Below are 13,327 nucleotides of genomic sequence, written 5' to 3' on the forward strand. Positions count from 1 at the left end.
GTGCATGGGTCTCTTCCGCAATGACGAACCGCGCACCATCCGCATCGAGGAACCCTCGATCGAGTTGCGCGGCTCACGAGCACCGTGGAGCCTCTGGGCTGACGGCTTCGGCAAGCTGGCGATCCGCGCCATCCAGATCATCGTCGTGGTCGCCGTCCTCGCCGGGATCATCTACGTCATCCAGACGCTGACCCTCGTGACGATCCCGCTCGTCATCGGTCTCATCCTCGCGAGCGCCTTCTTCCCCGTCATGAACTGGATGCGGCGAAGGGGAGTGCCCGATCTCCTCGCCACCGTCCTGGCGCTCCTCGCCATCGTGGTGATCCTCACGGGGCTCGGATGGGTCATCGTGTGGGCCGTCCGCGACCAGTGGGACGACCTCTACTCGCAGGCCGAGGAAGGCTTCCAGAGCCTGTTGTCGTGGGTCCAGACGCTGCCGTTCGACTTCGTCCAGCCCGAGCAGATCGACGAGTGGGTGCAGACCCTCACCGACTTCGTCACGAGCGCGCAGTTCGGCTCGGGTGCCATCGCGGGCGTGAGCGCTGTTGCGAGTTTCGTGACGGGGTTCGTCCTCCTGGTCGTGATCCTCTTCTTCTTCCTCAAGGACGGACCGCGCCTGTGGGAGTTCCTCCTGCGCCCGTTCCGCGGTGAGAACTACGAGCGCGCACGCCGCATCGGCGACAAGACGGTGGGTGTGCTCGGGGCGTACGTCCGCGGAACAGCCGCCGTCGCCCTCGTCGACGCGATCGGCATTCTGATCGGTCTCCTCATCCTCCAGGTGCCGCTGGCGATCCCGCTGGCCGTGCTGGTCTTCCTCCTCGCGTTCATCCCCATCGTGGGGGCGACGCTCGCCGGCATCCTGGCAGCCCTCGTCGCGCTCGTCGCGAACGGGTGGGTCAACGCCCTTCTCGTGGTCGGAGTCGTCGTACTCGTCAATCAGCTCGAGGGCAACTTCCTCCAGCCGGTCTTGATGGGACGATCGATGAAGCTGCACGCGTTCGTCATCTTGATCGCCCTGACCGTCGGCACTGCCCTCGGAGGCATCGTCGGTGCGATCCTCGCCGTCCCGATCACGGCGGCGGTGTGGGGAGTCGTGCAGGTGTGGGACGGCGAGAACCGACCCGCACGGTGGGCGCGACCGAAGCCGACGCGGACCGAGTAGACCGGGCCGTGTCAGCCGAAGAGGGGACAGACACGCCTTCGCCGGACGCTTATCGTTGACGTTACGGATGTTCCCCAGGCATCCAGCGACGTTCCCCAGACGTCGCACAACAAGCCCGTCAAGCTTTGGTCGTTTCGGGTGCGGCCAGTAGACGGAAGAGCGGTCCCCGGCCTCATAAGGCCGGGGACCGCTTCCGTTCCACGGGACGTCTTCGTGGGCACGCGCCCGCCCCACTCCCGCGAGACTGCACCTCGCGGCCCAGACGGCGGTCGGTGCGTGCACGCTCGGCCGGGAGATGCAGTCTCGCGGAGCCGGAGGCCGACGCACCGGTGTGGTTCCGCGGGGTGCTCGCGTCGCCTAGCGTGGGGGTAGCGGCATGACGGATGCCGCGCGGAAGGACACCACCCCATGAAGGTTGTATCGAGCGCCGATTGGCGCAGATCGATCCCTTTCGAAACACCGATGCTGGTCGCCGACCTCGTGCCGGGCGAACCGACGCGATGCTTCTCGTGCGGTCCGACCTCGGAGGCGCGTGAGCGCAGCGAATTGTGGGCGTTCAAGCACCGGCACCCCAATCACCACGACGGTTTCGTCCGCTTCTATTGCAGCGAGCACGTGCCCGCTGCGAAGGTCGTCGAAGTCGCGCCGCCGCCGCCGCGCGCGCGTGCTCGACGGAGCGCGGCGACGACGGAGGACCGTGTCGCCGCGCCACGTCGGCCCGCGGCGACCGATGCTCCCATTCGGGCGATGTGCCCGAATTGCTTCGTGGAGGTCTCGGCGACGGGGGAGTGCGGAATGTGCGGTGCGAAGGTCGCGTAGACCGCTTTAGTGCGCTGCTTCGTACGCTTCGATCACGGCCGAGGGAACGCGGCCGCGCTCGGAAACGGTGAATCCGTTGTCTTTCGCCCATTCGCGGACGCCGCTGTAATCCTGCTGACCGGCGCGTCGCCGCTTTCGGGCAGCGGATGCGGAGGAACTCGACGACGAGGGGCTTCCCACCCGGCGTGAGGCGGAGATATAGGGAGCGAGTGAATCACGAAGGACAGTGGCATTCTCGCTGCTGACGTCGATCTCATACGCGACGCCGTCCAGCGAGAAAAGCACGGTCTCCCCGGATCCCACATCCAGGACAGTGCCGTCGAGGTCGTCGACGATCTGGTGAACAATTCTTCGGGCCATAGAGGAACAATACGCTGTGCCCGCTGTGACAGGGGCCGCACGCAGGGCTCGAATTGTGTCAAGTATGCGTTGCTTCTGGGCGGTTTCGAAGGAGAAATCCAGTGTCAGGGCAGAATTCCCGCGCGACGCGCTTTTGCGACCGCCGCGTGCCGGGTGGATGCGTCGAGTTTCGCCATCGCGGACTGGAGGTACGACTTCACCGTGACTTCCTTGAGTGACAATGTCGCGGCGATCTCGGCATTGGTGGCACCGAGCGCGGCACATGCCAAGACGTCCACCTCACGTCGTGAGAGCCGCACATCGAGCGTGAGCGGCGTTTCGGTCGTGTCGGCCGACAGTGCCGCCAGTCTCTTCTCCACCGACTCGAGGCGCTCGCGCAGGTCGGGGTCGTCGACGGTGGCCGCGATGCTTCTCAGCTCCGCATAGCTCTCGCGGAGTTCCTCCCTCGTCGCGGAGGCCAGCGTCGCGGGAGCGGATGATGTGTGGGCCAGCGACAGCCGGCGCTGCACCTCGTCACGTACGCGAAGCTCGGTGCCCAGTTCCGACGCGACTTCGAATGCCCCTCCAGCGACGACATCGCCGACGGGTTTCTCGGACCACGACCCGCAGTAGAGAACGGCACGCGGGCGCCCCGTCACCATCACCGGGACGGCGAAGAGCGTGGCGATCCCCTCGCCCAGGATGACGCGATCGTAGTCGTGCGTGATGGAACGGGAAGAGCGATAGTCGAGGGCGAGTCGCGGCCTCTTCTCGACGAGAGCCCGTCCGCCGAGTCCTCGCCCCGGCTGGACGACGAGTCCCTCGAGCTGATGCGTGCGGGCACCCGAGATCGCGGTGACGTGAACAGCGCCATCGGCTTCGTACCCGCCGAACGCGACCGGAAACCTCGTCAGGCGCGTCAATCTGTCGACAGCGCGCGCGACCAGCTGGTCGTCCGTCTCACTGCCGATCGTGATGGATCCGGTCGGTGCTGCGCCCACGCATTACCTACTTCCGGGGGTACGGCGACGTCGCCGCTTTTCGTAGCGTCGACCATACCACCGGCTCGGGCGCAGAAGGCTCGAACCGGATTCGCACGTCGGCGCGATGGTGCGCCGGTCCATGTAGGCAAGGAGGCCACATGTCCGAATCCCAGACGGATACCGCCCCGTCCGGCGGAATCGACTACGTCGCGGTCGAGGAATCCCCTCGTTTCGTCGAACTCAAGCGTCGTCAGCGCAGCTTCGTCTTCCCCCTCTCGATCGCATTTCTTGTCTGGTATTTCACTTTCGTCCTGCTGTCGTCATTCGCGTCGGAGTTCATGTCGCAGCCGGTGTGGGGGAACATCAACGTCGGACTGCTTCTCGGGCTCGGTCAGTTCGTGACGACGTTCGCGATCACGATGGGCTACGTCGCCTATGCCAACCGAAAGCTCGACCCGATCGCGGAAGAACTTCGCTCTGAGTTGGAGAAGAAGGAGGCATCCGCATGAATGACGTCTTCGGTGCCGTTCATGCGGCCGTCCAGACGGTGGAGAACAACCCCGTCCTCAACATCTCGATCTCGGTGCCTTCGTCGCTGTCACTTTGTTCATCGTCATTCGCGCTAGTCGCAACAGCAAGACCGCCGCAGACTATTACGCGGCAGGGCGATCGTTCACGGGGTCGCAGAACGGCTTCGCGATCTCTGGCGACTACCTCTCCGCGGCGTCCTTCCTCGGGATCTGCGGAGCGATCGCGGTCAACGGCTTCGATGGCTTCCTCTACTCGATCGGGTTCCTGGTCGCGTGGCTCGTAGCGCTCCTTCTCGTGGCGGAGCTCATGCGGAACACGGGCAAGTTCACGATGGCCGACGTGCTGTCGTTCCGTCTCACGCAGGGCCCCGTGCGAATGGCGGCGGCGATCACGACCCTCGCCGTCTGCTTCTTCTACCTGCTCGCGCAGATGGCGGGCGCCGGCGGACTCGTCTCTCTGCTCCTCGGCATCGGCGATCAGCTCGGCCAGTCGATCGTCGTCGCAGTCGTCGGCGTGCTCATGATCGTCTACGTGCTCATCGGTGGCATGAAGGGCACGACGTGGGTCCAGATCGTGAAGGCGTTCCTCCTGATCGGCGGCGCGCTCGTCATGACGATCTGGGTGCTCGCGATCAACGGATTCAGCTTCGACGCCCTGCTCGGAAGCGCCGTCGCCGCGTCGGTGACGGACCCGCCGAGCGCCATCCTCGATCCGGGACTGCAGTACGGAAAGAACCCCTGGGACTTCATCTCCCTCGCCATCGCTCTCGTCCTCGGAACGGCCGGACTCCCGCACGTGCTGATGCGCTTCTATACGGTGCCGACCGCGAAGGAAGCACGCCGGTCTGTCGTGTGGGCGATCTGGCTCATCGGGCTGTTCTACCTGCTGACCCTCGTCCTCGGATACGGCGCGGCCGCTCTCGTCGGACCCGCAACGATCCTCGAGGCCCCGGGCGGCGTCAATGCCGCAGCTCCGCTGCTCGCGCTCGAACTCGGCGGTCCCATCCTTCTCGGGTTCATCTCCGCGGTCGCCTTCGCAACGATCCTCGCGGTCGTCGCGGGCCTCACGATCACGGCGGCGGCATCGTTCGCGCACGACATCTACGCGAACGTCGTGAAGAAGGGGAACGTCCCGCCCGACGGCGAGGTCAAGGTGGCACGACGCACGGTGGTCGTCATCGGCGTGCTCGCGATCCTCGGGGGCATCGGCGTGCAGGGTCAGAACGTCGCCTTCCTCGTCGCTCTGGCGTTCGCCGTCGCGGCGTCGGCGAACCTTCCGACGATCCTCTACTCGCTCTTCTGGAGGAAGTTCACGACGCGCGGCGCGGTGTGGAGCATGTACGGCGGGCTCGCTTCGGCGATCATCCTGATCCTGCTGTCGCCCGTCTTCTGGGGAACCGAGACGAGCGTCTTCCAGAACGTCGGAACGGCGATCTGGCCGCTGAACAACCCCGGAATCGTGTCGATCCCCATCGGTTTCCTCCTCGGGTGGCTCGGTTCGGTCACGTCGAGCAAGAAAGAGGACCGCCGCCTCGCGGCCGAGATGGACGTGCGGTCGCTCACCGGCTTCGGTGCCGAGAAGGCGAGCGACCACTAGTCGGCTGATCGAAGGGGAGGCCCCGGGGTGCTGATGCCCCGGGGCCTCTTCGCGGGCGGCCTACTCGCTCGCGGCTGGCTCGGTCAGGTCGTCCGCGACGACGGACTGCTCGAGGTCGATGAGGAATCGCTTGACGTCGGGTCGGCCCCCGTACTCGCCCAGCGACCCGTCGGCGCGGACGACCCGGTGCACGGGCACGACGATCGAGAAGGGCGTCGTCGCGCAGGCGGTCCCCACAGCACGCGCCGCGCGCGGACTCGAGGTCGAGCGGGCGACTTCTCCGTAGCCCGCCACCTCGCCGTAGGGGATGTCCGATACGGCGTGAAGCGCTTCGGTCGTGTATCCGCGGGTGAGTCGCCAGTCGAGTGGCAGATCGAAGATGCGCCGGGAGCCGTCGAAGTACTCGTCGAGTTGCGTCGACGCGAGAGCGGCGGCTACGGGGTCGCCGGGTTCTATCGCCATGCCGAGCGCTCGGCCGATCCGTTCGACCTCGACACCGACGGGGGCGTCGAACGGGTGCAGTGACACGATCCCGTCGTCGACGACGACGATCAGGATGTCACCGATGGGGGAGGGGTGGACGACGAAGCGAGCGGTCATGCGACCATCCTCACGTGCCCGGCCCGGAGGCCGCGCGGACCGAGCAAATCTGTGCGAAGTGCGACCATCTCGGGGGCTGGGGAGGAAACGCTGGTCACGCGGCGTGTCCCAATACCGTGAAACCCGGCGCGGATGCAAGAGTCCCACCGCACGGGCGCTTAGGGTGGCTGTCGTGTGGCGAGCAGATGGCAGCGCCGTGATCGGCGACGAGGAAACCGATCCTTCGGCGACCGTGAATCCCGGCGACCTCGGACTCTCCGAGCCGGGTATCGCGGTGGCGCACATCGCCGACCCCGAGCGCGAACGCCTGCGCCGTGAAGGCGCTGCTCTCGGGGGTCGCTCGACCCTCCTGCACTTCTCGGACCAGGACGACGCGGTCATCGAGATCACGCAGGCGCATCCCGGCAGTCTCCCGCAGTTCCTGACGGGACGCTCGACGCTCCTGTCCAACCTCTTCCGCGACGAAGTCGCCCTCCGCAACGCGAGGCTCGGTGCCGAACGCATCACGGCCAAGAGCGTCGAACTGCGGACGACCCGCGGGCTGGATACCGTCCACCTCGCCGTGGGACTGGCCTCCTGGCGGATCGGGGGGATGGCGTGCACGGCCCCCGTCCTCCTGCGCCCTCTCGCGATTCGTCGGCACCAGTCCGACTTCGAAGTGAAGCTCCACGGGTCGTTCCTGCTCAATCCGGCGCTCGCCTCGGCCCTTCGAACGCACTTCGGCATCCGGCTCGACGCGGCGGGACTCGCGGCTCTCGCGTATGACGACGGCGTCTTCAAGCCGCAGCCCGTCATCGATCACCTGCGCGCCCTGACGGCGCAGGTCCCCTCTTTCACCGTCAAGCCTCGCCTCGTCGTGTCGAGCTTCGGTGACGTCGGCGCAGCGATGTCCGCGGATGCCGCCGACCTCCAGCATCCCGTCCTCAACGCCCTCGCGGGTCACCCGGGCGACCGCGAGCGGCTCGCGCTCCGTCGCGACGTCGTGACGCCCGCTCATCCTGACGAACGCCACCCCGCCGCCGACACGCTGCTCCTCGACGCCGATGCGGAGCAGGAGCGTGTCCTCGCCCGCATCGCGGCGGGCCAGCCGCTCGCCGTGCACACACTCCCCGGTACAGGGGGAACCCAGACCGTCATCAACGCGATCGGGCAGCTCGTGCGCGACGGCAAGCGCGTACTCGTCGTGAGCGCCCGCCGCTCGAGTCTCGAAGGGGTCCGCCACCGTCTCGCAGGGGTGGGGCTTCCCGGGCTCGCCGTGTCGCCCCGCCACGTGCGGCGCGACCTCATCCGCGCCATCGGACGCAACGAGAAAGCCGAGCAGCCCAAAGTCGGCGACATCGACGACGCCCTCGTTCGGCTGCGTGGAGTGCTTCGCGACTACCGTGGCGCGGTCACGGCACCGCATCCCACCCTCAAGGTGTCAGTCCTCGACATCCTCCGCTCGCTGGCGGAATTGTCCCGACGGACGGATGCGCCGTCGACCTCGGCCCGCTTCGACTTCCCGACACTCCAGCGCCTCGCTTCCGCGCGCGCTGAGGCGGCATCCAAGCTCGCCACCGCGGCGCGTCTGGGCGAATTCCGCTTCGGACCGGACGACTCACCCTGGTACGGCGTGACGTTCGCGACGACCCAGGACGCGCGGTCGACGCACGGTCTGGCGGGCAAGCTCCATCGCTACGAAGTGCCTGCTCTCCTCGAGCGCGGATACGAGCTGATCGCGCAGACCCGCATGCGGCCCTTCCGCACGATCTCCGAGCTCGGCATGTATCTGCGCCTGCTCGGGGGTATCCGCGACTCTCTCGACAAGTTCAGCCTCACGGTCTTCGAGCGACCCCTCGGCGAACTCATCCAGGCGCACGCTCCGCGCCGCGATGCCCCCGACCTGTCCGGCCCCAACAGGCGGCGGCTGCGGCGGCTGTCGAAGGAGTACATCCGGCCGGGCGTGCACATCGTCGACATGCACGAAGCGCTCGTGAAGATCCAGCAGCAGCGCACCGAATGGCAGCGTCTCGTCGACGCGGGCGTGGCGCCGGAGGTGCCGCTCGGTCTCAGCGATGTCCACGTCGCGTGGCAGCGGATCGACGCCGAGCTCGGCGAACTCGATCGCGTCCTCGGACGAACGGGCACCGAGCGGCTCGCCTCGCTTCCCGTCGCCGAGCTCGTCAGGACCCTCGCGGGACTCGCCGCCGAGTCGGCGGTCTTCGACAACCTGATCGAGCGCGCGACGATCCGCTCCGAACTCGACTCTCTCGGACTCGAACCGCTCATGACCGAACTGTCGATCCGTCATGTGCCTGAGCCCCTCGTCGGGTCGGAGCTCGAGTACGCGTGGTGGCAGTCGGCGCTCGAGCACATGCTCAGCAGCGATCGCGCGCTCCTCGGTGCCAACACGGCAGTCGTCGATCGACTCGAGCGCGACTTCCGCCTCGTCGACGAAGCTCATGCCGCGGCATCCGGTCCGCTCTTGGCTGCCCAGCTCGCGACCCAGTGGCGGATCGGGATCGTCGACCAGCCGCGTGAGGCCGACGCCCTCAAGCGTGCGCTCAAGGACCCCGCCGTCGCCCCGCGCGCCCTGTTCGACGCCGCCCCCACGCTCCTGCGAACGCTCGCGCCGGTGTGGCTCGCGTCGCCGTACGACGTGCCGGCGATTCCCGACTCGTTCGACTTCGACGTCGTCATCGTGGCGGATGCCGCGGCCATCTGCCTCGCCGAGGCCGCGCCCGCACTCCGCCGCGCCCGACAGGTGGTCGTGTTCGGAGATCCCGTCACGCAGCGTCCGACACCGTTCCACGTCGCGGCAACCTTCGGTCCGCCCACGACCGACGACTCCGACGACGTACCGTTCGACGGCGTGAGCCTCTTCGAGCGGCTGGCCGACATCGTGCCCGTCGAAACGCTGACCCGCAGCTACCGCGCGGGCGGCGAAGACCTCGCGGAACTCGTCAACGGCGCCTTCTACGGCGGCGAGATCGTGTCCTACCCGTGGGCGGGCTCGTACCTCGGGCGCGGGAGCCTCAGTGTCGACTACGTCGAGGGCGGCACGGGCGTTCCCGACCCCGTCAGCGGCGCCGTCGAGAGTCCCGATGCCGAAGTGGCCCGCGTCGTGACGCTCGTCGTCGAGCACGCCGTCAACCGCGGCACCGAGTCGCTCATGGTCGTCACGGCGAGCGCCAAGCATGCCGAGCGGATCCGCGCCGCCGTCGAGCGGGCGTTCGCGGGACGGTCCGACATCGGGGAGTTCGTCACGCGCGACACCGCCGAGCCGTTCGCCGTCCTGACCCTCGAGGAGTCCGTCGCCGAGAGCCGCGATCGCGTCGTCTTCTCCCTGGGATTCGGCCTCACTCGCCACGGCCGCGTCCTCAGCGACTTCGGTGATCTCTCGACCCCCGACGGGGAGCGACTGCTGACGGTCGGAATGACGCGTGCGCGCCGCTCCATGGTGATCGTTTCGTCGATCCGGCCTTCGGCGTTCGATGACGGTCGTCTCGAACACGGAGCGGCGACGCTCATGAGCATCCTCGGCGGGATCGCCGCGCGCGCCCGCGAAGCGCGCCTCGAAGACCTCGCCGATCCGCTCACACTCGCTCTCGCGCGGGAGCTCCGAAGCCTCGGCGTGGCCGTCGACGTGCACTACCGCGGACTGCTCCCGCTTGTCGCGCAGTACGGCGGCAAAGCGGTCGTCGCCGAGAGCGACCCCGAGACGATCGGGGAGTCGCTGCGCGAGTCGCTCCGTCTCCGGCCGCAGATCCTGCGTCGGCTCGGGTGGCACTACGTGCGTGTGCACTCGTTCGACCTCTACAGTGACCCTGCCGCCGTGGCATCCCGGATCGCGTCGCTCCTGGGTGTCGGGCCGGACGTTCCACGCGCCCACGCCCAGACCCAGCCGATCGATGTCGACTGACGACCGCCAGCGCATCGTCCGTGTCGCCGGTTCACGTCGCGTGAAGCTCACTCCCGCCCCGGGAACGGAGCCCGAGCCGACGCTCGATACCGAGGAACGGGATGCCGCGGGTCCGGGCGGGACCGTGAAGGGCCCGAACGATGACCAGCTGCGCGCCGACGTCCCCCCGCACTATTGATGCCGGATCAAGATCGAGTAGCCCCCAAGGGGCGTATCGAGATCTCCCGGCCGCGCGTAGCGGCGTTGACGCGGGCCGTATCGAAATCTCCCCGCTGATACTCCCAGCGGATGCTACCTCTCGCCGGCGGCGGGAGTCGTGGAGACGCTGACTCCGGTCTGCTTCTCGAGGAGGTCGCGGATCTGCACCAGGAGCTCCTGCTCGGTGGGAAGCGCCGGCGACTCGGGCTCGGAGGCGACGCCTGCCTTGGCTGCGGCGCGCTCCTTCCACTTGTTCATGGGGAAGACGAACACGAAGTAGACGACGATCGCGACCGCGAGGAAGCTGATGATCGCGTTGATGAGCCCGCCGATGGGGAACGTCACGTCGCCGTGCAGGCCGGGGATCGTGGGACCGACGGCGCCGGTCGTCTCGTCCGCTGCCCACACGAGCTTGATGAGCGGGTCGATGATGCTCGCGACGACGGCGTTCACGAGCGCCGTGAAGGCTGCTCCGATGACGACCGCGACCGCGAGGTCGATGACATTCCCGCGGAGGATGAACTCCTTGAAGCCCTTGATCATGCTCTGCTCCCTCCGTCGCCGACGAGAGTCGGCTTATGAACCCGATGGTGCGGGCGAAGACTTCGCTTCCGACTTCGATGATGTCGAAGATGTCGAGCCACTTCCACCCGACGTGCTCTTCTCGCCGCCGGAAGACTTCTTCTCTCCGCCCGACTTCTCTCCGCCGGACGCGGCGCGCGAGTCGGTGCGGTAGAAGCCCGAGCCGTTGAACGTCACGCCGATCGAGCCGTATTGCTTGCGTAGCGCGCCGCCGCACTCGGGGCATTCGGTGAGCGACGGGTCGGCGAAGGACTGGACGGCGTCGAAGCGGTGGCCGCACTGCGTGCAGGCATAGGCGTACGTGGGCATCGAGTGGCTTTCGGGATCAGTGCCGCGAGTGCGACAGGGTCAGGGTACGGGTGGGAGTCACGACGCCGGTCACCGGCTGGTCGAGCGCGTCGAAAGGCACCTCGTCGAGCACTTCGGAGTCGAAGACGACCGCGAAGACGGGCGGGCAGCGCTCCATCGACCCGATCGTCTTGTCGAAGTAGCCGCGACCCCACCCCAAGCGCATACCGTCGGCGGCGACCGCCGCGGCGGGGATGACGAGCAGGTCGACATCATTGACGGCGATGGGCCCCAGCACTTCGCCGATCGGCTCCGGCAGACCGAACATCCCCTCGCCGATGTCGGTGTCGGTGCTCGCGACCGCCCAGTCGAGCAGTCCGTCGGCGCGCGTGATGGGAAGAAGGACACGGATGCCGCGCGCCACTGCGCGCTCGACGAAGCCACGCGTTCCGGGCTCGGTCGGCGTGGACAGGAAGCACGAGATGGATGTCGCTTCGGTGTCGAGGAGGAGTCGATCCAGCTGTTGCTCGATTCCGGCCGCCGCTTCTTCGCGGGCGGATTCGGACATCATCTGGCGTCGTTCCCGCAGGTCGGCGCGCAATGCACGCTTTGCACTCTGGACGGGATCGGACATGGCTCGATTGTAGGCGCGTGCCCGCACGCCACTGCCCACCAGACGGGGGACAGCGAGGTGTTATCGAGCGACGATAGAGTTCTGACCATGTCGCTTAAGCCGTTCAAGGCCGTTATCCCTGCCGCCGGACTCGGAACCCGCTTCCTCCCCGCCACGAAGGCCATGCCCAAGGAGATGCTCCCCGTCGTCGACAAGCCCGCGATCCAGTACGTCGTCGAAGAGGCGACGCAGGCCGGGATCCACGACATCCTCATCATCATCGGGCGCAACAAGAACAACCTGTCGAACCACTTCGACTCCGTCCCCGAGCTCGAGTCGACCCTGCGGAAAAAGGGCGACGAGGCGAAGCTTGCGAAGGTGCAGCAGTCGAGCGACCTCGCCGACATTCACTTCGTTCGCCAGGGTGAGCCCAAGGGGCTCGGTCACGCGGTCCTCCGTGCTCGCGCGCACGTCGGCGACCATCCGTTCGCCGTCCTCCTCGGCGATGACCTGATCGATGAGCGCGACCCGCTCTTGACGACGATGCTCGAGGAGCACGAGCGCACGGGGGCAGCGATCGTCGCGCTCCTCGAGGTCGAGCCGTCGCAGATCCACCTCTACGGCGCGGCGGCGGTCGAGACCACCGACAACCCGGACGTCGTCCGCGTCACAGGTCTCGTGGAGAAGCCGTCCGCCGAGGACGCCCCCTCCAACTACGCCGTCATCGGCCGTTACGTGCTCGCGCCGTCGGTGTTCGACATCCTCGAGCGGACCGAGCCGGGCAAGGGTGGCGAGATCCAGCTGACCGACGCGCTCCAGGAACTTGCGGCCGACGCCGACGGACCGGGCGTCCGCGGTGTTGTTTTCCGTGGTCGTCGATACGACACCGGCGATAGAGTGGACTACATCAAGGCCATCGTGCAGCTCGCGGCCGATCGTGAAGATCTCGGCCCCGAACTGCGACCCTGGTTCAAGGACTTCGCGGCGACACTCTGATCGCCGCCAGGCGCAAGGGGGTCGGAGTGGACCTGACGACTCCGCGGAGACACGGCCCGACCTCGATCAGGCTCGTTCGCGCCCGCGATGCGCGTGTTCTCCAGCAGGAGTTGCTGTCGAATCGTTCCTGGCTTCGGCCGTGGGAGGCGACGAACCCCGACGGCGCCGTGTCGTTCGACATGCGCGTCGGAATCAGGCGTCTGCTGCAGCAGTACCGAGACGGCGCCGGCGTCCCGTTCGTCATGGAGTACGACGGCGAGGTCGCAGGGCAGCTCAACGTGTGGGGGATCGCGCGGGGATCCCTCGCCTCGGCGACGATCGGGTACTGGGTGAGCGAGCGATTCGCGGGGCGCGGGATCACACCGGCATCCGTCGCCCTCGCCACCGACGTGTGCTTCACCGAGCTGCGGATCCACCGCATGGAGATCTGCATCCGTCCCGAGAATCAGGCGAGCCTGCGCGTCGTCGAGAAGCTCGGCTTCCGCTACGAGGGACTGCGGCGGCGCTACATCCACATCAACGGTGACTGGCGCGACCACTACGCCTTCGCCCTCGTGCGCGAGGACGTGCCGGAGGGCGTGCTGCAGCGCTGGGTGTCCGGCCGTGCACCGCTTGACGCGGCCACGGTTCCCCCGGCGGATCGGCTGCACGCCTAAGCGGCACGCAGGCTTGCGTGACACGCGAGCGGATGCCGAGTGCTGTGGCATCCGTCGCTTACC

At 67.5% G+C, this 13,327-nt stretch carries 13 protein-coding genes and 1 pseudogene; 8 read left to right on the top strand and 6 right to left on the bottom strand.

From position 1 onward, the window contains the following. Positions 1–4: 4 nt before the first annotated feature. Together FBY39_RS09865 and FBY39_RS09870 are read left to right on the top strand one after the other, a co-directional pair. Positions 5–1,162, top strand: coding sequence for an AI-2E family transporter (locus tag FBY39_RS09865; protein WP_141932139.1), 1,158 nt, complete (start codon positions 5–7; stop codon positions 1,160–1,162). A gap of 462 nt (positions 1,163–1,624) precedes the next feature. Beyond that, positions 1,625–1,981: a glucose-6-phosphate dehydrogenase gene (locus tag FBY39_RS09870; protein ID WP_260837599.1), complete on the top strand. Its 357-nt coding sequence runs from the start codon at positions 1,625–1,627 to the stop codon at positions 1,979–1,981. Positions 1,982–1,987: 6 nt separating this feature from the next. On the opposite strand, the gene FBY39_RS09875 is transcribed toward FBY39_RS09870, so the two are convergent. Beyond that, positions 1,988–2,341 carry an Lsr2 family protein gene (locus FBY39_RS09875; RefSeq protein WP_141932141.1) on the bottom strand — a complete coding sequence of 118 codons (354 nt, stop codon included), beginning with the start codon at positions 2,339–2,341 and terminating at the stop codon, positions 1,988–1,990. 104 nt (positions 2,342–2,445) lie between these two features. After that, a complete protein-coding gene (locus FBY39_RS09880) occupies positions 2,446–3,321 on the bottom strand; it encodes a LuxR C-terminal-related transcriptional regulator (protein WP_141932142.1) in 876 nt (291 codons plus the stop codon). A 140-nt stretch (positions 3,322–3,461) separates the two neighbouring features. On the opposite strand from FBY39_RS09880, the gene FBY39_RS09885 reads away from it, so the two are divergent. Then, the gene (locus FBY39_RS09885) at positions 3,462–3,812 is read left to right on the top strand and encodes a DUF485 domain-containing protein (protein WP_141932143.1); all 351 of its coding nucleotides are present in this window, start codon (positions 3,462–3,464) and stop codon (positions 3,810–3,812) included. Then, positions 3,809–5,430, top strand: a pseudogene (locus tag FBY39_RS09890) (cation acetate symporter). Before FBY39_RS09885 ends, FBY39_RS09890 begins: the two are co-directional and overlap by 4 nt. 60 nt (positions 5,431–5,490) lie before the next feature. Here the strand turns inward: FBY39_RS09890 and FBY39_RS09895 are convergent. Further along, positions 5,491–6,030 carry a methylated-DNA--[protein]-cysteine S-methyltransferase gene (locus FBY39_RS09895; RefSeq protein WP_141932144.1) on the bottom strand — a complete coding sequence of 180 codons (540 nt, stop codon included), beginning with the start codon at positions 6,028–6,030 and terminating at the stop codon, positions 5,491–5,493. Positions 6,031–6,202: 172 nt separating this feature from the next. On the opposite strand from FBY39_RS09895, the gene FBY39_RS09900 reads away from it, so the two are divergent. Together FBY39_RS09900 and FBY39_RS09905 are read left to right on the top strand one after the other, a co-directional pair. After that, positions 6,203–9,931 (top strand): AAA family ATPase, encoded by a 3,729-nt coding sequence (locus FBY39_RS09900; protein WP_260837600.1) that lies wholly within the window; start codon positions 6,203–6,205, stop codon positions 9,929–9,931. Further along, positions 9,921–10,109, top strand: coding sequence for a hypothetical protein (locus FBY39_RS09905; protein ID WP_141932145.1), 189 nt, complete (start codon positions 9,921–9,923; stop codon positions 10,107–10,109). The genes FBY39_RS09900 and FBY39_RS09905 overlap by 11 nt, the downstream gene beginning before the upstream one ends. Positions 10,110–10,222: 113 nt before the next feature. Here the strand turns inward: FBY39_RS09905 and mscL are convergent, their stop codons facing one another. Genes mscL through FBY39_RS09920 form a run of 3 tightly spaced genes read right to left on the bottom strand, consistent with a single transcriptional unit; the run spans position 10,223 to position 11,633 of the window. Next, positions 10,223–10,672, bottom strand: coding sequence for a large conductance mechanosensitive channel protein MscL (gene mscL, locus FBY39_RS09910; protein WP_141932146.1), 450 nt, complete (start codon positions 10,670–10,672; stop codon positions 10,223–10,225). A gap of 33 nt (positions 10,673–10,705) precedes the next feature. Next, on the bottom strand, positions 10,706–11,020 hold the full coding sequence (locus FBY39_RS09915; protein WP_141932147.1) for an FmdB family zinc ribbon protein: 315 nt from the start codon (positions 11,018–11,020) through the stop codon (positions 10,706–10,708). Between the two features lie 16 nt (positions 11,021–11,036). Continuing rightward, the gene (locus FBY39_RS09920; RefSeq protein WP_141932148.1) at positions 11,037–11,633 is read right to left on the bottom strand and encodes a 5-formyltetrahydrofolate cyclo-ligase; all 597 of its coding nucleotides are present in this window, start codon (positions 11,631–11,633) and stop codon (positions 11,037–11,039) included. Positions 11,634–11,720: 87 nt separating this feature from the next. Here FBY39_RS09920 and galU point away from each other — a divergent pair, with 87 nt between their 5' ends. Further along, the gene (galU, locus tag FBY39_RS09925) at positions 11,721–12,608 is read left to right on the top strand and encodes a UTP--glucose-1-phosphate uridylyltransferase GalU (RefSeq protein WP_141932149.1); all 888 of its coding nucleotides are present in this window, start codon (positions 11,721–11,723) and stop codon (positions 12,606–12,608) included. A 26-nt stretch (positions 12,609–12,634) separates the two neighbouring features. Next, positions 12,635–13,264 carry a GNAT family N-acetyltransferase gene (locus FBY39_RS09930; protein WP_141932150.1) on the top strand — a complete coding sequence of 210 codons (630 nt, stop codon included), beginning with the start codon at positions 12,635–12,637 and terminating at the stop codon, positions 13,262–13,264. Positions 13,265–13,327 lie beyond the last annotated feature (63 nt).

The organism is Microbacterium sp. SLBN-146, assembly GCF_006715145.1.
Taxonomy (GTDB): Bacteria; Actinomycetota; Actinomycetes; order Actinomycetales; family Microbacteriaceae; genus Microbacterium.

What these genes read in the sequence shown, in the direction of transcription:
- galU (WP_141932149.1), top strand. Translation starts at nt 11,721, where the DNA reads ATGTCGCTTAAGCCGTTCAAGGCCGTTATCCCTGCCGCCGGACTCGGA.
- FBY39_RS09875 (WP_141932141.1), bottom strand. Translation starts at nt 2,341, where the DNA reads ATGGCCCGAAGAATTGTTCACCAGATCGTCGACGACCTCGACGGCACT.
- mscL (WP_141932146.1), bottom strand. Translation starts at nt 10,672, where the DNA reads ATGATCAAGGGCTTCAAGGAGTTCATCCTCCGCGGGAATGTCATCGAC.
- FBY39_RS09920 (WP_141932148.1), bottom strand. Translation starts at nt 11,633, where the DNA reads ATGTCCGATCCCGTCCAGAGTGCAAAGCGTGCATTGCGCGCCGACCTG.
- FBY39_RS09870 (WP_260837599.1), top strand. Translation starts at nt 1,625, where the DNA reads ATGCTGGTCGCCGACCTCGTGCCGGGCGAACCGACGCGATGCTTCTCG.
- FBY39_RS09885 (WP_141932143.1), top strand. Translation starts at nt 3,462, where the DNA reads ATGTCCGAATCCCAGACGGATACCGCCCCGTCCGGCGGAATCGACTAC.
- FBY39_RS09905 (WP_141932145.1), top strand. Translation starts at nt 9,921, where the DNA reads ATGTCGACTGACGACCGCCAGCGCATCGTCCGTGTCGCCGGTTCACGT.
- FBY39_RS09895 (WP_141932144.1), bottom strand. Translation starts at nt 6,030, where the DNA reads ATGACCGCTCGCTTCGTCGTCCACCCCTCCCCCATCGGTGACATCCTG.
- FBY39_RS09865 (WP_141932139.1), top strand. Translation starts at nt 5, where the DNA reads ATGGGTCTCTTCCGCAATGACGAACCGCGCACCATCCGCATCGAGGAA.
- FBY39_RS09915 (WP_141932147.1), bottom strand. Translation starts at nt 11,020, where the DNA reads ATGCCCACGTACGCCTATGCCTGCACGCAGTGCGGCCACCGCTTCGAC.